At 44.0% G+C, this 24,311-nt stretch carries 22 protein-coding genes; all 22 read right to left on the reverse strand.

Annotated elements, in window-relative coordinates; translation table 11 throughout:
* Positions 1 to 5: 5 nt before the first annotated feature.
* A complete protein-coding gene (locus tag BMW59_RS10305) occupies positions 6 to 830 on the reverse strand; it encodes a carbohydrate ABC transporter permease (RefSeq protein ID WP_093051310.1) in 825 nt (274 codons plus the stop codon).
* 13 nt (positions 831 to 843) lie between these two features.
* Positions 844 to 1,788 carry a carbohydrate ABC transporter permease gene (locus tag BMW59_RS10310; protein ID WP_245733054.1) on the reverse strand — a complete coding sequence of 315 codons (945 nt, stop codon included), beginning with the start codon at positions 1,786 to 1,788 and terminating at the stop codon, positions 844 to 846.
* Between the two features lie 62 nt (positions 1,789 to 1,850).
* Entirely contained in the window at positions 1,851 to 3,131 is a 1,281-nt protein-coding gene (locus BMW59_RS10315; RefSeq protein ID WP_093051313.1) for an ABC transporter substrate-binding protein, read from the reverse strand.
* Between the two features lie 132 nt (positions 3,132 to 3,263).
* Positions 3,264 to 4,193 (reverse strand): ArsR/SmtB family transcription factor, encoded by a 930-nt coding sequence (locus tag BMW59_RS10320; protein ID WP_093051316.1) that lies wholly within the window; start codon positions 4,191 to 4,193, stop codon positions 3,264 to 3,266.
* 215 nt (positions 4,194 to 4,408) lie between these two features.
* Positions 4,409 to 5,683 carry a TRAP transporter large permease gene (locus BMW59_RS10325; protein WP_093051319.1) on the reverse strand — a complete coding sequence of 425 codons (1,275 nt, stop codon included), beginning with the start codon at positions 5,681 to 5,683 and terminating at the stop codon, positions 4,409 to 4,411.
* Positions 5,661 to 6,200 (reverse strand): TRAP transporter small permease, encoded by a 540-nt coding sequence (locus BMW59_RS10330; protein ID WP_245733056.1) that lies wholly within the window; start codon positions 6,198 to 6,200, stop codon positions 5,661 to 5,663. Before BMW59_RS10330 ends, BMW59_RS10325 begins: the two co-directional genes overlap by 23 nt.
* Before the next feature lie 66 nt (positions 6,201 to 6,266).
* Complete coding sequence (locus BMW59_RS10335; protein ID WP_245733058.1) at positions 6,267 to 7,379, reverse strand: TRAP transporter substrate-binding protein; 1,113 nt, start codon at positions 7,377 to 7,379, stop codon at positions 6,267 to 6,269.
* A gap of 27 nt (positions 7,380 to 7,406) precedes the next feature.
* Positions 7,407 to 8,690 carry a Zn-dependent hydrolase gene (locus BMW59_RS10340; protein ID WP_093051322.1) on the reverse strand — a complete coding sequence of 428 codons (1,284 nt, stop codon included), beginning with the start codon at positions 8,688 to 8,690 and terminating at the stop codon, positions 7,407 to 7,409.
* Between the two features lie 217 nt (positions 8,691 to 8,907).
* A complete protein-coding gene (locus tag BMW59_RS10345) occupies positions 8,908 to 10,686 on the reverse strand; it encodes a helix-turn-helix domain-containing protein (protein ID WP_177174283.1) in 1,779 nt (592 codons plus the stop codon).
* A 126-nt stretch (positions 10,687 to 10,812) separates the two neighbouring features.
* Positions 10,813 to 11,346, reverse strand: a complete 534-nt coding sequence (locus tag BMW59_RS10350) for a macro domain-containing protein (RefSeq protein ID WP_093051328.1) — start codon at positions 11,344 to 11,346, stop codon at positions 10,813 to 10,815.
* An 894-nt stretch (positions 11,347 to 12,240) separates the two neighbouring features.
* Entirely contained in the window at positions 12,241 to 13,755 is a 1,515-nt protein-coding gene (locus BMW59_RS10360) for a M14 family zinc carboxypeptidase (protein ID WP_093051334.1), read from the reverse strand.
* 489 nt (positions 13,756 to 14,244) lie between these two features.
* Positions 14,245 to 15,237 carry a C-terminal binding protein gene (locus BMW59_RS10365; RefSeq protein ID WP_093051337.1) on the reverse strand — a complete coding sequence of 331 codons (993 nt, stop codon included), beginning with the start codon at positions 15,235 to 15,237 and terminating at the stop codon, positions 14,245 to 14,247.
* 18 nt (positions 15,238 to 15,255) lie between these two features.
* A complete protein-coding gene (rpiA, locus tag BMW59_RS10370; RefSeq protein WP_093051341.1) occupies positions 15,256 to 15,957 on the reverse strand; it encodes a ribose-5-phosphate isomerase RpiA in 702 nt (233 codons plus the stop codon).
* 47 nt (positions 15,958 to 16,004) lie between these two features.
* Positions 16,005 to 16,634: a bifunctional 4-hydroxy-2-oxoglutarate aldolase/2-dehydro-3-deoxy-phosphogluconate aldolase gene (locus BMW59_RS10375; RefSeq protein WP_093051344.1), complete on the reverse strand. Its 630-nt coding sequence runs from the start codon at positions 16,632 to 16,634 to the stop codon at positions 16,005 to 16,007.
* Between the two features lie 46 nt (positions 16,635 to 16,680).
* Positions 16,681 to 17,661 (reverse strand): sugar kinase, encoded by a 981-nt coding sequence (locus BMW59_RS10380; protein ID WP_093051347.1) that lies wholly within the window; start codon positions 17,659 to 17,661, stop codon positions 16,681 to 16,683.
* 59 nt (positions 17,662 to 17,720) lie between these two features.
* Positions 17,721 to 18,869 carry a galactonate dehydratase gene (gene dgoD, locus BMW59_RS10385; RefSeq protein WP_093051350.1) on the reverse strand — a complete coding sequence of 383 codons (1,149 nt, stop codon included), beginning with the start codon at positions 18,867 to 18,869 and terminating at the stop codon, positions 17,721 to 17,723.
* A gap of 15 nt (positions 18,870 to 18,884) precedes the next feature.
* Positions 18,885 to 19,139 carry an HPr family phosphocarrier protein gene (locus BMW59_RS10390; RefSeq protein WP_093051353.1) on the reverse strand — a complete coding sequence of 85 codons (255 nt, stop codon included), beginning with the start codon at positions 19,137 to 19,139 and terminating at the stop codon, positions 18,885 to 18,887.
* Between the two features lie 39 nt (positions 19,140 to 19,178).
* Complete coding sequence (locus tag BMW59_RS10395) at positions 19,179 to 20,459, reverse strand: TRAP transporter large permease (RefSeq protein WP_093051356.1); 1,281 nt, start codon at positions 20,457 to 20,459, stop codon at positions 19,179 to 19,181.
* Between the two features lie 12 nt (positions 20,460 to 20,471).
* On the reverse strand, positions 20,472 to 21,047 hold the full coding sequence (locus BMW59_RS10400) for a TRAP transporter small permease (protein ID WP_093051359.1): 576 nt from the start codon (positions 21,045 to 21,047) through the stop codon (positions 20,472 to 20,474).
* Positions 21,048 to 21,127: 80 nt separating this feature from the next.
* The gene (locus BMW59_RS10405) at positions 21,128 to 22,240 is read right to left on the reverse strand and encodes a TRAP transporter substrate-binding protein (RefSeq protein WP_093051362.1); all 1,113 of its coding nucleotides are present in this window, start codon (positions 22,238 to 22,240) and stop codon (positions 21,128 to 21,130) included.
* 96 nt (positions 22,241 to 22,336) lie between these two features.
* Entirely contained in the window at positions 22,337 to 23,233 is an 897-nt protein-coding gene (locus BMW59_RS10410) for a dihydrodipicolinate synthase family protein (RefSeq protein WP_093051365.1), read from the reverse strand.
* Positions 23,234 to 23,265: 32 nt separating this feature from the next.
* Positions 23,266 to 24,168 carry a phosphogluconate dehydrogenase (NAD(+)-dependent, decarboxylating) gene (gene gnd / locus BMW59_RS10415; RefSeq protein WP_093051368.1) on the reverse strand — a complete coding sequence of 301 codons (903 nt, stop codon included), beginning with the start codon at positions 24,166 to 24,168 and terminating at the stop codon, positions 23,266 to 23,268.
* Positions 24,169 to 24,311: the final 143 nt, after the last annotated feature.

A 24,311-nucleotide genomic window follows, 5' to 3' on the forward strand; every position in this document is an offset into this window, starting at 1 on the left:
GTCATTTACTTGATCCCGGTCATGGCAATTCCTTTAATAATCTGTTTCTGGAATATCAGAAAGAAGATTAACGCAGGAATACTCGCCAGCACATTGGCAGCCATAGGTACAGTTAAGTCAGTTGTGAAACTGCTTTGAAAGGTAGGGATGGCTACCGGCAGCGTCATCATACTCTGGTCATTGGCTACGAGAAGCGGCCAGAGAAAGTTGTTCCATGATTGCACGAATATAAATATGGCCAGCGCTGCCATTGAGGTGCGGGACAGCGGTAAAAAGATACTCCACCAGATTCTCAGCAAGTTAGCCCCATCAATTTTAGCGGCTTCCATGAGATCATTCGGGATGCCGTCATAAAACTGCTTGAGTATTAATACACCAAGAGGCAGAGCGATTCCCGGAAGAATAAGAGCAGGATAGCTGTTCACCCATCCTAACTGGACAATCATTTCATATAAAGGGACAATCGTCGCTTCCACCGGAACCATTAACCCGGCCAGAATTAACAGAAATATAAAAGTTTTTCCCTTAAAAGGAATCCGTGAAATGGCAAATGCCGCAAGTGAGCTTAATAAAAGCGTCCCTGCTGTTTGAATAACGCCAACAATGACGCTGTTAATCGTCCACCTCCAAATCATTGATGACTCCTGAACTCTCACATAACTTTCCATTGTGTAAGGCGGGGTAAGCAGTTCTCCAATGACAGTAACAATTGAGTTGATCGGCTTAAAAGACACCCAAAACATCCAAATGATCGGAATCAGCATAATGGCTACAAGCCCGTAAGCCGCAATATATGCCGGTAAACGAGTTGATCTGACTTTGTTTTTCATCCAGCTTCCCCCCTTAATCTTCTTTTTTGATTAACAATTTGTATTGGATAAAAGCAAAAATCATCATCACAAGAAAAAGAACGTAGGATACCGCGGAGGCATATCCGGGGTTCCAGTTCCTGAAACCGAGTTCATAAATATACTGAACAAGCGGACGGGTCGACGTGCCGGGGCCCCCGCCAGTCATAAGCCACGGCTGCCCAAATAGTTTAAAAGAGGCGACCGACTGCAGGATCACGACTAATGTGAGAACACCGCGCAGCGAAGGGAGGGTAATGTGCCAAAATTTCTGCCAGGCATTGGCACCGTCCATATCCGCTGCTTCATACCACTCTTCTGAAATATCCTGGAGGCCTGCTAAAAACAGGACCATATTAAAACCAACTGTCCACCAAAGTGTCGCTATTAAAATAGACATCCAGGCCAGTGCGGTTTCTCCGAGCCAGAAAATCTCGCCGTCAATCAGCCCAATGGATCTGAGTATTTCATTTAACAGCCCGGTATACGGCTGAAAAATAAACACGAAAATACTCGCCATAACTGAAATTGACAGCATGTATGGAACGAAAAAGGCCGCCCGTATAAATGTTGTTCCTTTTAATCCCATGTTAACGAGCAAGGCCATCAAAAGCCCAAGTACAACAATAGAAGGGGTGGAAATAAGTACAAAGAGGACTGTGTTCCACAATGCCTCCCAAAAGTAAACATCGGTTAACATCGTCATATAATTGCTTAACCCTACAAATTCCCTGTCCCCGCCAAATCCGCCCGTTGTCAAGCTTATAATAAACCCTTCAACGATCGGGTAGACCATAAAAATGAGATATAAAAGGACAAACGGCAGAAGAAACAACCATGCGGTTAAGTTTGTTTTCCAGATCTCACGTTTCTTTATTTTGCTGAGTCTCATTTCCTTCTTCTGAATATCGTTTGCTTCCACATCTGTTAATTTTTGCAATTTTCTGTCACCCCCTGTTAATAAAGAGGAGGGGTGCAAATGAATTGCATCCCCTCATTAAATTAATTTTGCTCAATTGCGTTCTGAGCATTCCTCTCCGCTGTCTCAAGTCCTTCTTCCGGCGTCATATCGCTGTTTAATACTTGAGAGAACTGCTGGATCATGACATCATTAACAGCTCCTAAAGCGGGGTGGTTAGGCATATACTCAACGTCTGCCAAAACATCCGCATATCCCGGGCGGTAGTCAAGCTCCAGATAGTCTTCTGATTCAAGTATGGCCGGCTTGGATGGCACATGGCCTGCCTGTGCCCAGTACGCCCCATTATCAGCTAACCAGTCCGCAAATATAAGCGCGGCTTTTTTCTGTTCTTCACTATCCTGGGAAGGTAAAATCAGCGTATGGGAATCTCCCCATGCTTTGCTGTCGTCAAACAGCTGAGGAATAGGGCTGGCACCAAACTCCAGTCCTTCTTCCTGCTCGTAGTTACCCGTTGCCCAGACACCCGCAAAGTTAAAAGCGGCTCTTCCCGAACGGAATAAATCATAACCGTTAGTGACATTTTTCGGCCATAAATCTTCTTCAACCATATTTTTCATTGTTGTTAAAGCTTCTATCCCTTCAGGACTGTTCATGACGGCTTCATCACCTTCAATATACGAGCCGCCAAGCTGGGCGTTCATCGTATACCAGATCCAGAAAGGGTAAACTTCATTTGTATTAGAAACAAACGGAAACACGTCATCAGCTACGTTTTCTTCAATAGTTTTTAAGTCTTCAATAAACTGGCCTATTCCTCCGTCAAGTGCATATTCGCCGTCTTCGTTGAGAAGCCCGGCCTCTTCCAGGTACGCTTTGTTGTAGTACATAATAAGCGCATGAGCATCCAAAGGAACTGCATAATGCGCATCATCAAAGATGGTCGCGTCTATCTGGTTTTCACTATACTCTGACCAGTCGACATCTGCTTCGCCAGCTAACTCATCCAATGCTTCCACATTACCGCCAGGGACTAATTCAATAAGACGCGACGCATGGGCAATCGCTACATCCGGGCCAGTTTGTGAATTCATCGCCGTTCTGAGTTTTGTGTAATATTCTTCCCATTCAATATTGAGCATGCTAACCTCGATATCTTCGTGCTCGTCATTAAACTGACCTACGAGATTTTCCATATACTCTCCGTCACCGCCGCTGAAAGGAACCCAGTAATTAAGGTCCACTTGTGAAGCGCTTTCATTTTCTTCCGCGCTTGAACCTTCTCCTTCACCTTCTGCGCCACATCCAACAAGACTGATTACAACTATTAATGAGACCGACAATGCCAACAAATAATTTCTCACGTTTTAATACCCCCTTAGTAATGTGGTCTTGCTCATGGGATTATTGTAACACCTTTTCTTGTTTTATTCAAACTTTTTTGAAAATAAAAATCAAAGAAAATACTGCCATTTATGGCAGCAGCGATTCAGGCCTCACTCTTCATAATGTTGACTGTGACGCACTCTCACAAGCAAATCCTGGTCGTAATTCCCAAATTTAGCTCCGAATAAATTTAATCCTCCCCGGTTAACAGCATCTTTTTTTATACCAAGTTTTATGGAAATAAAAGGCATCTCGTGTATGTTTAAATCTTTTATAGTTGTGTCACGGTTTAAATGCATGCCATCGAGAAAGCAGCCTTGCTCTGTTATTTTAAAGTTCTTCAGCATGCCGTACTGGGTGTAGTTTATCAGCCACCAATCCGGCGTCAGGAACCCTCTTTCACCGCCAAAGTCACTGGGGGACGTCCATGTCCCTGCTTCAACCCCGTTAACCCATAACGTGATATCCGACGGCCAGTCCATTTTATGATAAGGCGCTTCTGAACATAATTCCGCTGTGAATTCGAACTCCGTCGCACGGGAGCCCCGGGGCAGTCGGTTAGGGAAACGGTATTCCACATAGCCATCCCTGAAAAAAATTAATTGCGCTTTTTTCCTGTCAGGCTCATAAAACGAGCGCGGATCGTCCTGAATGCCAATATAATCGTCTTCCCCTACAATCCCGCAGCTCGGTTTTACTTGGCAGTCAACAAATTCTCCAATAGGCATTTCCATTATGATTTCATTTTTCTCTTCATTATGTTCCTTTTGGAAAAGCTCCACCATGATCCTGTCATAATTGATGGAATTTACTTTCTGTGTTCCACGCCCAGGCACCATTTCAGTTGAAATCAAATTCACATCTTCAAGCTTTTTAACGTTTGCCGCTGTCGTTGAAAAAGGCAGATTTAACTTTTCAGCCAGTTCATTTACGTTGTGAGGTTTTTCACTTAAAATCTTTAAAATTTCCATTCTATGTTTATTAGCTATCGCTTTACTTATATCGAGTGCGTTATCGAAATTCAGGTAAAGTGTTTTCATAGTCCCCATCCTTTTGTTACTTGTTTTCTTATAATAAGTATAGCTTGATTAAAAGGCTCTGTCACATGCTTTGAAAGGACCAGTTTATGGAATAGGGATTTTCCCACGCGGTTATTACATAAGCGTCCCCTCTTCAGCGAGTTTGAACACTCATTTTTATTACCACCTTAAGCGTAAGAAAACCCGCCTTTTTTTAAAAGACGGATTTAACAAAGCTAATCAAACAGCCCCGGCAGCCATAGAACGCTTGCCGGCAAAAATGAAATAACGAGAATAACAACGATTCCTGCCAGAAAATAAGGCAAAACGTCTTTGACTGTCTGTTCTATTTTTACTTTGGCAATAAAGCAGGAAATGAAAAGCGTCGCTCCCACCGGAGGAGTGAACATTCCTAAAGCCAGTGTCACAAGCATGATCATAGCAAAGTGCATCGCATCCATGCCGACAATATCTGTCGCTATCGGCATAAAAATCGGGATGAACAAAAATAAGTTCGGCACAAGTTCCATAATCATTCCTGCGACAAGCATAATTCCTACCATAACAAGCAAGAGGCCCCATGGAGGCAGGCCGAAACCTTCCAAACTATCAGCGATCATCGCAGGGATTCCCTCGGAAATGAGCACCCAGGTAAAAATCATAGAGGCGCAGATAGTCACCATGACGATGCTCGTCCCTCTCGCAGTATCTTTCAGCGAAATTAAAATATTTCTCCAGTTAAGCGTTCTGTAAACAAACAAGCCGATTATCAAAGCATATACAACAGCAAGTGAGGCAGCTTCTGTCGCAGTCGCAACCCCTGAGATAATTGCCCAAATCAGCAGAATAGGCAAAACAAGCGCTAATGCCGCATGCCGGAAGTTCCGTATGAATTCCTTGAATGTCGGCTTTGTTTCACTCGGATACCCCCGTTTTAAGGCAATTAAGACGGTGGTCCCCAAATAAGCAAGACCGACCAGCACCCCCGGAATAATCCCGGCAATAAACATTTCGCCAACCGATAAATTAGCAAGCCAGGCAATAATGATCATTGTAGAACTGGGCGGGATAATAATTCCCACCACAGAACTTGACGCATTAATAGAAGCAGCAAACTTTGCGCTGTAGCCTTTCCGCTTCATCTCCGGAATGAGCACGCTTCCTGTTGAAGCCGCATCGGCAACCGACGAGCCGGAGACCCCGGCCATGCCCATACTTGTCACGACAGACACGCACCCTAACCCGCCGGGAAGCTGGCGGACCATAGAGTCTGCCACTTTAATGATCCGCTGGGCGATGTTCCCGTGAATCATTAAATTTCCCGCAAGAATGAAAAACGGTATAGCCAGAAAAGCGAATGACTGTGTATTTGAGAAGAAACGCTGAGCGAGCATTTCAAGCGGAATGCCTGCTGTAAGAATATAGATAAGCGCTGACGTTCCCATAGCGAAAGCGATCGGAACTCCCAGGACGAGCAGAAGAAAAAAACTAGCGATCATGACCCAAATCATCCAGGGCATCCTCCTCTCGCGGCACATCTAATTTGTTCAAAAGAATCATCACGATCTGATAAATAAGAATAATACTGATAAAAATGAAAGCGACTGTCACTGAGGCTGAAAGCCACCCTCTCGATATTCTCATCACCGGCATAATCTGGTTTGACACATTATCCACATAACGGAAGCTGGCAACCGCCATATAAACTGAAAAGAACAGCATAACCACTTTTGAAAAGAGAAAGAGTATTTTCTGCAGTCTGTAAGGCAGCTGGTCGCGGAAATAAGAGACGGCCAGATGGCCATCCTGTTTCGTCACACTGATTGCCGCCACAAAAATCAGCCATGGAAATAAAAGCTGGGTCAATTCGTTAGAAAAGACAAGCGGTGCACGAAAGACATACCGGCTGAGCACTTCTCCGAATACGGTAATCGTTAATCCGATCAGCAGTACAGAAGCGGCAAGTTCTGTCCAGTCAATTATATATTCAAACCAGTTCTTCTTTTTCTGCGTATTCGTCTGAGCCAAACCAACTACCTCCTTAAGAACAGAAGGGGCCCGTCGAAACAGGCCCCACGTGTTTGAATCACCATTTTAGTTATTGCGGTATTCCTCGAGGAAGTCTCGCATATCCTGAATCATTTCTTCACCCATCACATCTGCGACCTCGTCATACACCGGCAGAACAGCTTCCTGGAACGGCTCAAGGTCCGGGTATGTTACAACCTCAAATTCATCCTCGGCGCGCTCCAATGCTGCTTCCTCTTCGGAGGCAATAAACTCACGCGCAGCATCACGGGCACGTTCAGAACCTTCACGGATAATCTCCTGGAGCTCGTCATCAAGGCTGTTAAATAGATCTGCGTTCATAATGAAATACGAGTAGTAGTAAGTGTGGTTCGTCACGGCCAGGTAGTCCTGGACTTCCTGCATGTTCTGGTCGTAAATGCTTAGAAGCGGGTTAAACTGGCCATCGATGACGCCTTGGGATAAGCCGCTGTAAATCTCCGTATAGGCCATCGTCGACACAGATGAACCAAGAGCATTGAACGTCTCGATTAAACTCACGTCATTAGGGGAGCGGATCGTCATTCCTTCAAGGTCTGACGGCTCTTCTATCGGCCTCACATTATTAGTAATCTGCGCAAAGCCGAGTTCCACATCATTCAGAGTCACAAAACCCTGCTCCTCGCCTAATGCTTTCAAGTCATCTCCGACCGGGCCGTCAAGAACCGCATGGGCTTCTTCAGCTCCTTCCGTCAAAAATGGCAGGGATAACGCTGCGTATTCAGGAATGAGCCCGGCAAGTTCATTGGCTCCCGGAAGTGCCATATCCAGCGCGCCAACTTGCACCGCATCGATCATTTCCGGAGAGGTCGCATATGTTTCATTTGGAAAAAATTCAATGTCCACTCTGCCATCAGAAGCTTCCACCACATACTCGGCGAATGCTTTTGCCGCTTCCCCTTTTGAGTCATCGTCCAGCCCGGAGTTCCAGCCCATCTGCCACTCGTATTCGGCTTCCACTGCTTCATTATTTGCATTTTCCTCAGTTTCCTCTGCCTCGGCGTTTCCGTTGTTATCAGCTTCTGCTTCCACGCCGTCGTTTTCGTCGTTACCGCTGTTCCCGCTCTCTACTCCGCAACCGGCCAGAAACAGGACAGCTGCTAAAAATCCCGATGCTTTAAAGACATATTTTTTCATCATTCCTTCACTCCTCAAATGTATTGGTGGTTATGATGGTGAACATAAATCTTCTAAAAGTTTCTTCAGGACATGAACAGTCTGGACACAGTCATTAAGAGAAGACCATTCAGCAGGATTATGGCTAATTCCGTCCTTGCTTCTCGTAAACAGCATCGCGATCTCTGTTTTTTCGCCTATTACCATGGCATCATGGCCGGCTCCGCTCGGAAGAAAGTAAGGTTCTGTGTGTAAAGTATCTTTCATTGCCCTGGCTGCTTTTTGTTGCATCGTGTCATTAACCTTAACTGGCGGCGTGGACATAATTTCTTTTACCTCAACTTCGAGGTGCCGCTCAGAAGCAATCTGTTTCGCCTTGGAAAAAACCTCTTCCCGCAGCTGATCTCTCGTGTCCTCATGAATGTCACGAATATCTACGGTTAACTGGACTTCACCCGGTATCACATTAATGCCGTTCGGCTTAACGTGCAGTTTGCCAACTGTCGCTACTGCTGACGGGCTGATTTTGGGCGGAAGTTTTTCTACCTCTGCTATAAAGCGGCCTGTTGCAATTAAAGCGTCCTGCCGGTCGTCCATCGGCGTGTTTCCGGCGTGTCCGGCTGCCCCTTTAAAGCGGATATCCACCCACGATGGACCGGCAATTCCCTGAACGACACCGACTGGGAGATTTTCTTTTTCAAGCCGCTTCCCCTGCTCAATGTGTACTTCAACGAAAGCTTCAATTGAACTGAAATCCCGTTTAGCTTCCTTTATAGTAGCGAAGCTGAGTCCGTTTTCAGCAAGGATGTCTTCAAATGAACGGCCGTCCGAATCGGTAAGCGTCTTTTTTTTCGATTCGTTAAACGCACCGGTCATCGCCTGGCTCCCGGTAAGGCCGCTTTCAAAACGGGCGCCTTCTTCATCGGTGAACACCACGACTTCATATGATTTCTCAGGTTTGTAGCCGGTGTCCTTCCATGCCTGGGCGACCTCAAGAGCAGACAGAACGCCAAGTGGCCCGTCAAAATGCCCGCCGTTCGGCACACTGTCCACATGGGAGCCCGACATAATGACGGCAGAGGAAGAGGTCCCTTCCAGACGCCCAATCACATTTCCTGCCCCATCCTGAGAGACTTTCAGCCCGGCTTCTTCCATCCATTTTTTCACAAGGTCTTTAGCCTGCTGTTCTTCTTTCGAGAAAGAGATACGGTAACTTCCCCCCTCGTCGGTACAGCCAATTTGAGACAGCTCATGCAGCCGGTTAGCCAGCCGGCTGCCGTCTACCCCTGAATGGGATAATTCTGACTGGTATGTTTCTGTAAGTTTTTCGTACATAGGTGCCCCCTGTGACTTGTAATGAAATTGTTTGTAATGAAATTGTAATCAAAATTATATGATAATTTAGCAAATTCAGATATGTCGTGAGAGCACAAACATTTGTGTCGGTTTTTGTCGGTTACAGACAAAAAACCCGCCGAAACGTCCAGCGGGTAAGAAACAGGGATATGAAAGAGAGGGAGCTGAATGAGGATGGCAATTAATGGGAGGAGCCTCAGTCTTTATTTAAATAATGATAAATATAAATACCGAGCTGAAGTTCAAAAGCTCTGGCTCCGCTTATTTGCTCCATATTAAGGAGGTCAGTCATTTGCTGAAGCCGGTATTTAATCGTGTTCACGTGTACAAACATTTTTTTCGCTGTCATAGACATATTATTATTAGATTCAAGATACGTATGAAGCGTTTCGAGAAGCCTCGCATTGGTCTCTTTATCATAAGTAATCAGCGGGCCTACCGTATCCTTAACGTAATCCTCCAGTTCACTCCACTCCGTATTAAGAAGAAGCCGCTGGATGCCTAACTGATGGAAGCTCAGAATGTTTCCTTCCTGAGGGTGTTTCCGGATATATTCAATACATTTTTTTGCATCACGATGGCTCGTTCGCACCTCCTGCACAGAAGAAACGGGGCGCCCTATGCCAATGGCTATGTTAAGATCAAGACCTTTTAAGGAGTGTTCTATCATTCCTTCATACATCTTTTTTATATCCTTGTATAATGTGTCTTCCGATATATTATTAGGGACTGTCATCATAAACGTAGTGTCCAGATTTCTATCCAGTACAAATGTTTTATAATGGTAGTTTGAGACTCCACGGTAAACAAGGCGAAGAAGCCTGTTTTTTTCTGCCGTTAAATGTTTCACAGAAAGCATAGGATTAACAATAGACAGCTGGGCTATCACATAGCTCACATCCGACGAATTAAACTCCGGAAGTTTAACAATCTGATTAACCGCTAGCTCATTCCATTCACTGAAAAGCAGCTGATCGAGCAAATAACCGGAATGTTTCAAGTCATTAAGAGCTGTCCGTTCCTGCCTAGCCATTTCCAGGGCAAAAATAATGCTCGTCTGTTCAACCGCGAAACGATCGAGCGGGTCGAGGTCTGCCCCGTCATGGACAAGAATAGCTAAATAGCCGATAGTATAAGTATCTGATTTAACAGGAAAAAATACAGCCTCAATATCCGTGTGATCCAAAGGTATCCGAACAGTAGAGGTCGTTTGCCCGTCCACTTTTTCATGGGCAGCGTCCCCCAGATAACGTCTCATCTCTTCTGCTTCCTCAACCGTTTGAGAGGAAGATCCTTCAAGCAAATCAAAAAATTCATTAAACACAGCCACACCGTGCTGCATTAATTCACCGAGACTCTTAGTAATTTCGCTGATCCCACCCTGGGAAATGGCTACTTTTGACAGCTCTTCGTGAATTTTATTCGTACGCTCATTTCTTGAAAAAAGAGTGGCATTTTCAATGGCAATGGCTGCCTGGGCAGCAAAGGTTTCAAGGAGCTTTAAATGTCCCTCACCGAACTGGTAATGTTTATCATAAATATCTATCATGAGTACACCGATCTTCTCCCCTTTGGAGATAAGCGGCACACATAACGCGCTGGTAGGATATTTATTGTCCCCCAGCGCTTTCATATGAAACTGTTTCGCCTCTTCGCTGATATTAGCCATCTTTTGTTTCGTTTCATTCTGCGTGTGAAAAATTTGCCCTTTCCCGGCCGAAAAGGTACTTCCGCTCATCCCTTCTCCAGGCGCAAGACGTGCATGACGCAAATACGTCATATCAAAACCGACCGCCGCTTTAGGGTACAAATAATTATGCTTTTTATCATATAAAAAAAGGATACTTGCATTCGCCCCTTCAATGACAGTCATAACTTCCTTAATCAACTGGTGAAGCACCTCATCCAAATCAAGGGTCGATGACATTACCCGCGCAGAACTGATTAAACTCATGAGCTTCTTTTCCGTATCCAATGTTCCGCCCCCTTTCATGTTAGTGTTAAGTACTTATTATAAGGGATTCAGGGTGAAAATACAGATCAAAGGAACTATACAAATTTTACCTGCTGATTGCGGGAGAAAGACGATCAGGGGTGATGTTTAGTTAATCCTGTGATCCATATACTCCCGGTACTTCTCAGCTTCCTGTTCACTGAATAAGACGAACCTCACTGTGTTGACGTGTTTAAGTCCGCCCAGCTTATTCAGGACAGCGGAAACCGCCATGTCGAGCGCGTCATCAAACGGATAACCGAACACTCCTGTGGAAATGGCCGGAAAAGCGACACTTCCCAGTTCTTCCTGTTCGGCCAGGTAAAGGGCTCTTTCGTAGCAGCTTGCGAGCAGCCGGTCTTCCGGCTTGTCTTTACCGTAAACCGGTCCGAGACAATGAATAACCGCGTCATTAGGCAAGTTAAATGCCAGAGTGAGCACCGCTTCACCCGGCTTAATTGGCGCGTATTTCTGTCCCGCTTCCGCAAGTTCAGGTCCTGCAGCCGTGTGCAGCGCCCCGGCGACACCCCCGCCTGTCACAAGCTGGGCGTTAGCCGCATTGACCACCGCTGCCATATCTTCCTGAGCCGCAATGTTTCCTTGAGTAACTTCAATCGTTTTTCCGTTCACTGTCCATTGCATCCGTGATTCCTCCTTATTTTAATTTTTCTCGCGCAGTTTAGTTTAATAGGGCGTATTCTGTTATATAACTACAGGAGATGAATATCTGTTTTAGTAAAGCCGGCAAGTCATCTGTTAATTTATGGGTCGCTGTGTCCCCGCTGAATTATAATTAGTCTAAATAGCTGATTGAATGGGTGAAATAGCTGATAGAATTGAATTTTCGCTGATTGAGCAAAAATATCGCCGATAGAAGTAAAAATTTGCTGATAGGGATATTTATTGTTCCAGGGTTCAAAGACTAAAAACCCTGGTTTTCCACTTTCTTGACAATCAATTTGGTTAGTTCTAAAATTATTGTATAGTTTTCATGATTTTTAAATATCGTGAAATGAGGTATACTAATAGTAAATAATAAATAAGATAAATAAAAGAGCCAAAGTGCTGGTAACACTTTGACTCACGCAAATGCAGGTCGCTGAAATAGCGGTCGGCGTGAAAAGCACAAGTAACCCACCTAGCCGCCAAGCACAGGATGGGTTACTTTTTTGCGATTTTATCTATAAGCAAGACTACAAAAGTGAACATTGCTATAAAGAAAATTCCCGCATTAAAAAGTAACTGTAACAGCTCCATCGGCCTTTAACCACCTCCCTTCCGAGAGGCTCGACCGCCACCCTGTTCCCTGTACATTTGCTAGTGATAGTATACCAGATATTGAGAAGTCTCCCAATATATTCTCCATCAAATCCAGCCCTAACGTGTCTCAGGTATTTCTCCCATACTCGGCTTATATCAAGAAATAATTGTTTACGTCGAGACTTCAATTTTTAAGACGGAAGATGCTTCTCAGCCTGCCCTTTTTTCATAAATAAACGGCCGCCTTTATAAGGCAGCCGTTTAAGCGTCTTAGATTTATTCCACTTCTTCTTCCTCTTCGTACTCTCTTGGTACTGATTCTTCAGCTTCTTCTTCACTAGGAAGATCTTTACGGTATCTGTCTCTCACCGTTGGTAAATCCGTGTCGGCACGCGTGGCATCCGCTTCGTATAGACTGCCGTCTGCCGCCGCGCGGATCACACTCATCACCTGCTCCTGAGCATGCCGGGTAAGCATGCCGTTAGATGTCTGGCCAACTTCACTCTGTGTCTGGCCGCGAATCTCAATCAGCAGATTACCGGATCCGGCAAGTCCATACGCGTTTCGCGCAATTTCAGGCGCGTCCCCGCCAGGGAATTTATTTACATTGGCGTACCCATACTGTTCCATATGATCCATAACTACCACTGCCATTTGTTTTGACATTTCCAGAGCGTCATCCGGAACATGCGGGTTTGTCGGCCACAGGATTGAGCTGGTCACAGCCCTCTCATCCTCATCAACGTAGCTGAATTGATTGTGAAGATCAAGCATCAGTTTCGGCTCATATTTTTTGTAGGCATCAACAACCGCCTGAGCTTCAGGGACCGGATTTTCCGGGTAGCTGTTCTGGAAGTCCACATAAATATCTTCGCCGTCTTCGAGTGCTTCAACAAGCTGCTCGCCAAATTTCTGGAACGTGTACATGACTGGAATGTCGCTTGAGATAGCAAAGCTTGAAAGCTCCGGCTCATCATTATAAGCTACGACACCAAGGGCTCCGGCTTCATACGCATTAGCCGCTTTATTTGTAAAGCTGTTCTGGCCGCGGGAGACGAGCGCAATATTCCCTTCAACTTTTTCTTTAACCTCATCGGTATACTCCTCACTTGTACCGAAACCGACATCGACAAGATAGCCTTCGACACCATCGTATTCACGCGGTGTACCAGTTAAACTCCGTCCATTAATCAACCCAAACTCTTCAGAGTAAATACCCGCATGGTTATATTGGAATAATGTGGAGTCTTCCCAGTCAAACCAGTGGTAACGGTTAATATCCCACCCCGGCACAGAGCTGGTAAAGAAGCCGTGCGATGTAAAGTGGTTCGGAGCTCTCCAATCGCCATTCGTTCTAATGCCTAACTCAGCCCCGTCAGGATTCACACGCGGAAGCATGTAAACCGTAATTTGTTCACGAAGCTCTTTTGCTTCCTGACGCTCAGAAGTCAGGAAGCGTAAAATATTGATTGCAGCTTCAGCCCCGTGCGGTTCATTACCGTGCTGCTGATTCTGAATCATAATGGATTCAGAACCATTACCCACTTTAGCCATAAAAATTTCAGTACCTGTGCCGCTATGACCGATGACATCCAATTCCATCGTCCCTTTTGAATTTGCTTCAATCTGGTTTAAAGCTTTTTCAAGCTGCTCATTACTCATGAACCCTTCTGTGTTATGGTTAGCCTTTCCTGGCAGAAACGGTCCGCCCGGTGTACTTGAACCGACAACCGGCAGAGCGAAAACAAGTAGTAATAATAATGTCAAAGCTGCAGTAAGTATTTTTTTCATCTAACTCCTCCTTAGTTTAAAAATTCGGTGTCCAGCCATCATTTCGTAAACTCGAAACAGGCCTGTCCACAAAAAAACGCCTTGCGTTATGATATAAACTGCTAATCTTAACCTTCTCCCCTCCTCCACTTTAAAAAGTCTTAATATTAAAAATATTATAGGAAAAATAACTCTTTAGCAATGCGAACAAAATGGCGCATCGCCTTCCATACCAGTAATAAAGTCCTTCAAAAGCAGGCTGCAACTACCCGCTTCTATTCACAGCGCTCTTTCAGGTTACTAAATGGAGGAAAATTGAAAATAAATCATTCATTTATATATTTTTACAATTAATGTTTCCAAAGAACGCCCCCCACCATCTACAAACAAAAAAAGAGAGGAGATGATCCTCTCTGAATTAAATAAAAAACTCACTTTAACAGGGCTATAGTATCCTTCAGAATGCCGAATCTCTAACTTCAAATACCGTCTTCCGTATACTACCCCAGCCTATTTCTCTTTTAGATCAAGTTTATCTTTCAATTCGCTATTGACCATGTACGTTGGGAAATACCCGCTTAAAACGTCGGTAATATTTTGGGCAGCTTTGCGTTTCAATTCAGCTTCTGCTTCCTGAGAATAAAAAGCTGCATGCGGATTTAAAATGACATTGTCCATCGACAACAGCGGGTTTGATTTTTCTATTGGTTCTTTCTCTAATACATCCAGCCCCGCCCCGGCTATTTTACCTTCCTGCAGCGCCTCGATTAAAGCTGTTTCATCAATCACGCCTCCTCGGGCGGTATTGATAATGAAGGACGTTTGCTTCATCTTATTGAACTCAGGATAACTGATCATTTTTTCGGTCTTCTTATTTAACGGCAGATGGATGGATATGTAATCGGATGCTTCACACACGTCTTCTAAACTGGCCAGGTTCACATTTAATTCCTCAGCGATTGCAGGAGAAACAAAAGGATCATAAGCGATGACATTCAAGCCAAAAGCCTGGGCTTTTTTTGCAAGAGTTTGGGGAATATTACCAAAACCTATCAGTCCAAGGGTCGTGCCACGAATCCGAAAGATGGGAGCTGCTTCATTAAAATTCCAGATTCCTTCTTTAACCCTATTATTAAGTAAGACTGTTTTTCTCACACATGACAGCAGGAGAGCCATCGCGTGATCGGACACTTCGTCCAAACAGTAATCTGTCACGTTGCCTACCACAATCCCCTTCTCATTTGCTGCCTCAATATCCACTGTATTTACCCCAATTCCGTAACGGGAAATGACCTTACACTGATCTAATTGGTCAATAACCTCTTTCGTAATCGGAGCATACTGATTAAGTAAGGCATCTGCATCCTTACATTTGTCTATGACATCTCTTTCTGTCTTACATTGTTCAAACGTTAATTCGATGCCTAAGTTATCAAATACTTCTTTTTCAGGAAGAAACGTGTCATATTCAAAATCTGTGACAACAACTTTTACATTGTTCATGTTCATTTCACCCTTCCCTTAATAATTGACTATTTTCACAGGTTCTGTTCCATCATAGATTTTAATTCCTGTCTCTTCTCCAACGATGAGAGTATCCGTCATATTAATAAATAAACCTGTTTCAACAACTCCCAGCAGACTTTTCAGCTGGTTTTGAAGACTATCTGGGGAGCTGAAATTTTCAAACTGGCAATCTAAAATATAGTTTCCGTTATCTGAAACAAAAGGCTCGTTATTTAACATTCGCAGGTTTACCTGACTCGCAAATGCTGATAATTTTCGTGCCGTGTTTTCCCATCCGAACGGCACCACTTCAACCGGAAGAGGCACCTTATTAAGTGTATCTACCCGCTTCTGTTCATCTATGATAATAAACTTCTTCCTGGCTGCGTCCAGGACAATTTTTTCGCGGAGTAAAGAGCCCCCCCCGCCTTTTATCAGATTAAAATGTCTGTCAGCCTGGTCTGCCCCATCTATTGCTACATCCAGGACCGGATTTTGAGTAAGGTCTGTTAAAGGTATGCCCAGGTCTTTTGCTAATTTTTCTGTTTTAAGAGATGACGGCACACCGGATACTTTTAAACCGCTTTCAACTTTTTCCGCAAGCTTTTTTATCATCCAATTAACGGTCGTCCCTGACCCTAAGCCGACAGTCATACCGTCTTCAAGGAAGTTTACAGCGTATTCGCCTGCCGCTCTCTTTTTCTGTTCGGTTTCCATAGAGACCCCTTCCTTTCAGCAAATTTGACATAAAGCCGTCCGATATTTTATCTAACAGCCTTCATAATACGCACAGCACGATTTGTGAGTTCCTCATAGTAACCATTCTCAATTGACTGTTTATCGATAAGGGAACTTCCCATACCGCAGGCAATCACTCCTGCTTTCATATACTCGGCAATATTTTCTTCGCTAATGCCGCCTGTCGGAATCATAGGAATGTCAGGAAATGGCCCTTTTAGTTCTTTAATATACCGCGGGCCGAATGCGGAAGCCGGGAATATTTTTACTGCATCTGCCCCTGCTTCAACTGCTGTCACCATCTCTGTCGGGGTAAGTATCCCTGGTATTGAAATCACCTGATGTCTTTTAGCCGTTTTTATAACGTCAGGGCTGCAGTTTGGCGAAAAAATAAAAGAGGCACCGGCAATTATGGCGCTTGCAGCTGTACTCTCGTCAATCACTGTGCCGGCACCAATCCAAGCGTCACTGGAATAACGTTTATTAATTTCTTCCAGGAGTCTTAATGACTCCGGTCCTTGCATAGTCAGTTCCAAATTAGTAATACCGCCTTGAATAAGAGCCTCTGTAATGTGAAAAATTTTCTCTTCTGGAGGCTTACGTAAAACAGCAATGACAGGAGAACTTTCTAAATGCTCAAGAGTTGAACGATTCATTACACACACTCCTCTTTTTTTATATCTTAAGAACTATAACCGCAGACTACCGGTTCACATCATCGGTATAGTTTTCCTTTTCTGCGGATTGAAGCATTTTTTCAAGCTCAAACGATCTCGGGAAACCTTCGATATCTCCAGAAACCTGAACGGTGATTGCTCCAGCAGCATTTCCCATACGAACCGATGAATACAAATCCAGCCCCCGCAATTGAGCACTAATAAACCCGGCAGCAAAACTGTCTCCGGCGCCGATTGGATCAACTACTTTTGAAACCGGAAAGCCGGAAACAAAGGCACTTTCTTCCCCGTTAGAATAGTAAGCTCCTTCAGCGCCAAGTTTTACCACAACTGTTGTACCCGGAGCCAGTCTCTTGTAAAAATCAGCGATCTCTGCAGGTTCATTCGTCCCGGTTAACAAATGCCCTTCAGCATCACCTATTAAGATGACATCCGACTGTGCGGCTATATCATTTAACACAGAGGCGGCCTCGTCTTTATCTTTCCATAACTTCATTCTGACGTTAGGATCAAAGACGATCGGAATGGTTAAGTCTTTGGCAATTTGGATGACTTTATCTGTCGTCTTCCGGCAGCTGGCACTTAAAGCAGGCAAAATACCTGATACCACGACGTACTCAGCGTTCTTAAAGTAGTCACGATCCAAGTCTTCTTCAGTCATTTGACTGGCTGCTGAATGAGCCCTGTAATAATAGACATTGACTGAATCACCCGTTTTTCTTTCTTTAAAGAACACACCTGTTGGCGCTTTATCGTCCATAGTGACGAGAGAAGTATCTACACCTTCGCCCCGGATGACTTGCTGAATATAATACCCGAACGGGTCACTGCCCACCCTGCTTATCCAGCCCGCTTTATGACCTAAACGGCTTAGCCCGACGGCCACATTCGATTCTGCCCCGCCGATCTGTTTCGTAAATGAATGGGCGTATTCCAGGGGCAAGGACTGATCCGGGTTAAAAATGACCATCGTTTCACCGATTGTTATAACTTCCGGTGCCGTCATTAGTATCTACTCCCTTATAAGTTAGTTAATCTCAAATTTTTTATATCTAATCTATCCTCTTACCATTCTGCAATACTGCCATCATCATGGCGCCACACCGGGTTCTTCCACTTATGTCCTGCTTCAGCCGCTTTTCTTACCTTGTCCTCGTCAATTTCGATCCCTAAGCCTGGACCTTTTGGAAATTCAACAAATCCATTTTCATAGGAAAAGACTGATTTATTAATCAGGTAATCATAAATATCGTTCCCCACGTTGTAATGAATCCCCAGGCTCTGTTCCTGAATAAAAGCATTATGGGAAACAGCATCCACGTGTAAGCAGGATGCTAGCGCGATTGGGCCAAGCGGACAGTGAGGAGCAAGGGCAACATCATAGGCTTCAGCCATTGAAGCAATTTTGCAGCACTCCGTAATTCCCCCGGCATGGGAAAGGTCGGGTTGTATGATATCGACGTGGCCTTTTTGCAATACCTCTTTGAAATCCCACCTCGAATACATTCTTTCTCCTGTAGCAATTGGAGTGGATGTATGAGCTGCTATTTCTGCCAGGGCTTCATTGTTTTCTGGAAGCACCGGTTCCTCAATAAACATAGGTCTGTAAGGTTCTAAAGCTTTAACCAGTATTTTAGCCATCGGTTTATGGACACGGCCGTGGAAATCAATTCCTACCTCTATATCATCCTTTACCGCATCACGTATAGCTGCAAGCCGGTCAACAACCGCATCCACTTTTTTATAAGAATCGATATACTGCAATTCGTCACTGGCATTCATCTTAACTGCCGTAAAACCAGCTTCCCGCTGTTTTTTAACTTCATTAACCACATCATCCGGCCGGTCTCCGCCGATCCATGAATACACCCTGATTTTATCCCGGCACAGCCCGCCCAGCATTTCATATACAGGCACGTTTAACCATTTCCCTTTAATATCCCATAAAGCCTGGTCAATTCCGGCAATGGCACTCATCAGAATGGGGCCGCCCCGGTAAAAACCGCTGCGGTAGAGCGTATTCCAAATATCCTGAATGCCCCGCGGATCTTTTCCAATTAAGTAATCGGCTAACTCTTCAACTGCAGCCTTCACTGTGTTCGCCCGGCCTTCAATGACCGGCTCCCCCCAGCCTGTCACGCCTTCATCTGTGTCAATTTTTAAGAAGCACCAGCGTGGAGGGATTATAAATGTTTCTAATGCGGTTATTTTCATATTTTTCCTCCTAAACTATGAAAAATACTGGATCACTTTATCCAACGCTTCCTCGGCATCTGACCCTTTTGCTCTGACAGTAACGACATCCCCATTTTTTATTTGAAGGCTCACTAAACCTAGGAGACTCTTTACATTTGCTTCTACCACATTTCCTCCTGAGCGGTTGATGATATAAACCTCCGCTTTAAAAGGAGTGAGCAACTGACTTAATTCAATAATGGTCTGTTTTTCGCTAAGGTTTATAACAATATCTTTTTTATGTTCCATCTCAAACTACCTCCTGCCTAATCGGTTTGTTACAGGTAATTATCTAAACGATGTGAGATACAGGGAAATTTCAGGAATAAACGTAATAATGATTAAAGCTAGTAACATAGCAAAGAAGTACGGAATTACCGCTTTAGCGATAGCAAGAATTGATAATCCTGAAATACCTGAACTTACAAACAGATTCACTCCTAAAGGAGGAGTAATAAAGCCAATTGCCAGACTGACAACCATAATAATTCCAAAGTGTACCGGGTCGTATCCAAAGTTTACGGCTACCGGCAGCAGCAATGGAGTTAAGATAATAATTGCTGCGAGAGTATCCATGAAACAACCTACGATAAGAAGCAGCAATATGATGAGGAGCATAATAATAAACGGATTTTCAGAGATAGTTAACATCTGATCGGCAATTCGCGTTGGGACTTGCTGACGTGTTAACAGCTGGCCAAACGCTGTCGCAGACCCAACAACAATTAATACAGTCGCCGTTGTCAAGGCTCCGGATGAGAAGACTACAGGCAATTGTCTGATTGGAAGCTCACGGTAAACGAACACACTGATGAACAACCCATAAACCACAGCTACTACAGCGGCCTCCGTCGGAGTGAAAATCCCTCCGTAAATCCCCCCTAAAATGATGATAGGAATAAGGAGGGCCCATTTGGCGTTCCAGCATTCTTTTCCGAATTTTTTAAAGGAAAAAGGTTCATCCGATGTTCCTTTATATCCCATTTTCTTCGAATAGTAATACGCATAAATAATTAAACCTCCGGCGACGATAAACCCTGGGAGTATACCAGCAATAAATAAGTCACCAATAGAGGTCGACCCGGTAACCCCGTACATAACCATTGGAATACTCGGGGGGATCATGACACCGAGTGATCCGGCTGCAGCTACAGTCGCTGTCGCAAATCTTTTATCATAACCGAGATTAACCATAGCAGGAATCATCATCCCGCCAATTGCAGCTACCGTTGCCGGGGCAGAACCTGAAATGGCTGCGAAAAATAATGATGTAATAATGGTAGCTATAGCGAATCCGCCTGTTTTATTTCCAACCAGAGCATTCGCTACGCCAAACAGTCTCTCAGTGATCCCGCCTCTTCCCATAATTTCTCCTGCAAGAATGAAGAACGGTACCGCCATGAGAGGAAAAGAATCTATTGAAGTGACTAATGCCTGTGCCAGAAACTCAATTGACAAAACATCAGCAAATACAATTGTAAGCAACGTTGCTACTCCGAGAGCAATACCAACTGGTACGCTTAAAAACAAGAGAATAGCAAAACTAATAAACAATATGGCTTCTGTCATCGTTCACCCACCCTATCTGTCTGAGATTGGATCTTCCTTCTCATTGTCTTCAATTAAATCTGATTGGTTGTCAAGTGCTTTCTCATGCTCCAGCTCAACTTCAAAATCTGCCTTGCCGGACAAAGCCCTTCCTTGCTGTATTAACTGCTGAATAAGGCGGATGATCGTTAATCCCATGCCTACTGGAGTCGCAAGATATACCAGTCCCATAGGGATTCTGAGCCCAGGGGACCTTTGTCCAAGTTCGAGTATCCGTAAAGCAATTTCCTGTCCGAAATAAATAATAACTACAGCAAATCCGAGAAAAATGACATTTGAAATCATGTTCAGAATAATTTTTGCTTTTCCTTTCAGGGCGATCAGCACCACATCAACTTTAATGTGTCTTTGCTTTTTGACCCCGTAACTAATTCCGATATATACAAGCCAGATAAAACTGAACCTGGCAAGTTCTTCAGACCATGCAAGTGATGACCCAATGACAAAGCGCATAAAAACCTGCAGTGCAATAATAAAAACCATAATACTTGTGAATACCACCAGAAGAACTTCCTCAGTATGTTCATCCAGCCATTTGATAACCCGCATAACTGCACCTGCCCCTCTTTGCTAACGTTATGTTTGTAAGCTATTGAAGGAACTGCCGACTAAGCAGTTCCTTCATAATCTTATTCTGCGTTTTGCTGCGCCTCTTCAATAGCTGAATAGACTTCTTCTGCAAAGTCCGGATCAATTTGTTCTGCAAAGCGTTCATTTACCGGCTGAACAATCTCTGCCATTTCTTCTCGCGCTTCAGGAGTCACTTCAGTATATTCCACTCCTTCGTCGACGAGAGCATCGAGCAATTCATTGTTTTGTTTCCTGTTTTCTTCAATTTGGTATTCCCCGGCTTCCTGTGCAGCATTTCTTACAATTTCCTGATAATCATCCGGAAGTTGATCATAGAACTGTTTACTCATCAAGAATACAAATGGGCTGTAAACGTGATTTGTATCGGAATAATGATCCTGCACTTCATAGAAGCCTTCAAGATAAATAGTCGCCAGTGGATTTTCCTGTCCATCAACCGTTCCCTGCTGCATGGCAGTAAACAATTCACCGAAAGCCATTGGTGTTGGATTGGCCCCTAATTCCTGGAATGCGGCCAGATGAACTTCATTTTCCATCGTACGGATTGTCAGACCTTGAAAATCCTCTGCTGTTGCTACTGCTTGAACACTATTTGTCAGATCACGGTAACCATTTTCCCACCATGCTAACCCGACCATTTCCTGGTCTTCAAGAGCGTCAAGCAGCTGGTCTCCAATATCTCCATTTAACACGTCCATCGCTATTTCTTCATCCGGGAATAGAAACGGAAAATCCAGGATAGCGTACTGTTCTACAAAATTTGCAATAGGAGCAGTAGAAGGAATCGTGACTTCCTGGCTGCCTAGCTGTAAAGCTTCCATCATTTGACGGTCGTCACCAAGCTGACTGCTGTGGTAAGTTTCTACATAAACATCACCATCAGTTTCACTTTCAACGATTTCTTTAAATCTTAATAGACCATGGTACTGCGGATGCTGGTTATTAAGTCCGATCCCTGCTTCAATGACATGCGTTGCTTCACTGCTGTTGTACTCTGAGGCTGCTTCTTCACCATTTCCATTATTTGAAGCGTTTTCATTTTCGTTATCAGTTTGATCTGCGTCTCCGTTCACTCCGTTATCTCCACAAGCTGCTAATGTAAACACCAACGACAATGACAATGCTCCTGTTACTAAACTGCTTTTTTTCATTTTTCTTCCACCCCTTTAGTTTATTTTTTTATGCAAAAGCCAGGTTAGCCCTGAGGTTTGACAGAGCGTTCCTGAAAATCTTGTGATCGAATAAAATTAAAGCTCACACTCTTGTAAAATAATTTTAATCCGCTCAATCTGTTTTTCATCTGCTTTGATAAGCGGCGGCAACGTTTGGGAACTGACAGCCATACCGGTTTGTTTCATAGCCTCTTTAATAATTCCCACAAATGGTGTATCGAGTGCGTATAATCTGCAAAGTTTCGATATTTTCTGCTGGTTTTTTATAGCCTTCTCATAATTTTTGGATATATAAGCTTCATATAACAATACCGAGAGCGCGGGAGCAATATTGGCCGTGCCAGTAATAGCCCCTCTGCAGCCTATATGGAGGCCAGCCAAAATATAATCGTCGAAACCGGCTAAAACACTGAATCTGTGTATGAACTCCTCTGTAGCATAAAGAAGTTCTTTAGTGTTTGATAAGCTGTCTACCGTATTTTTGATTCCTACCAGATTTTCGTGCTTTCCCACCAGTTCTTTTACTAGCCCTGCCGGAATTTCCTGGCCTGTTAATCCAGGGAAGTTATAGAGTAAAACCGGCAGTTCTGTATGATCTAAAACCGTATTATAGTGATTCAGCAGATGCTCCTCACTAAAAGAGAAATAATAAGGATTAATAACAACAACGCCGTCTGCCCCTGTTTTGTAAGCGTGCTCATTCAGCTCCATAGTCTGCCGGGTATCAGGTGTCCCGGTTCCAATTAATACCGGCACCCGGCCATTCACATACTGGACTGCAAACTCGCCAACTTCCTTCCGTTCCTTTTTACTCATGTGGGTAAACTCCCCGCCCGTCCCAAGAAAAAACAGTCCATTTACGCCCTCACCAATCAAATGATCGATCGCCGTTTTCATACTTTCTGTATCCAGTTTGAAATCTTCGGTTACAAAGGTAGGCACCGGCGGGATAATCCCTTCAGGTAAATACATCGTCACCCTCCAACTCCCTGAAATTTTGAGTTTTATTTTTCTGCTTTTACTACTGCATGTCCTCCGAACTCATTTCTTAATGCAGCGAGCAGTTTGCCGGTGAAGGTGTCTTGTTCTAAGGAACGGTATCTCATCATGAGCGATAAAGCGATAACCGGAGCAGCCACCTGCTGTTCAAGTGCTGTTTCCACAGTCCATTTTCCTTCTCCTGAGGAATTAACAATACCAGCAATCTCATCTAACTTTGGATCTTTAGAAAAGGCATTTTCAGTTAGTTCCATCAGCCATGATCGTATGACAGAACCGTGATTCCACACTTTAGCTACTTTCTCATAGTCATAATCAAACGGGCTTTTTTCGAGAACATCGAATCCTTCAGCAATGGCCTGCATCATGCCATATTCAATGCCATTGTGGATCATTTTCAAGTAATGGCCGCTTCCAACGTCCCCTGCATGCAAATAACCATTTTCAACAGCTACGTCCTGAAAGACCTTTTCATGGCGAGAGATTGCTTCTTCCGGTCCCCCAACCATAAAACACGCGCCGTATCTTGCACCGTCAACACCGCCGCTGGTGCCCGCATCCATTAGATGAATATTTTTTTCTTTTAGAACGTCAGCAATTCTTAACGTATCCTTATAATTTGAATTTCCGCCATCAATAATTGTATCGCCTGGAGACATCATTTCTGCTAATTCGTCTATGACACGTTCTGTTACTTCGCCCGCCGGCACCATCAGCCAAATCGACCTTGGAGCGTCAAGCTTTTCTACCACTTCACGAATTGAATAAGCAGGAATACCACCCTCTTCTGCAATTTTGTCGACTTGTTTGTGATCCGAATCATTCACCACAACTTCATGCTCGTGGCTTAAAAGATTAAGCACAAGATTGTATCCCATTTTACCTAAACCGATCATCCCTAATTTCATATATCAGCTCTCCTTAAAACTCATTGACGTCCTTATTTAGAAAATATTTTTCTTATGTGTGCAATTATATGATTTATTTTTTCTTTTTTCAACCTAATTAAGAAAATTATTTTCTTTCGGAGCCATTTTCATTTATAATGAAG

Origin of the sequence: Salipaludibacillus aurantiacus (assembly GCF_900111295.1) — a bacterium.
Taxonomy (GTDB): domain Bacteria; phylum Bacillota; class Bacilli; order Bacillales; family Salisediminibacteriaceae; genus Salipaludibacillus; species Salipaludibacillus aurantiacus.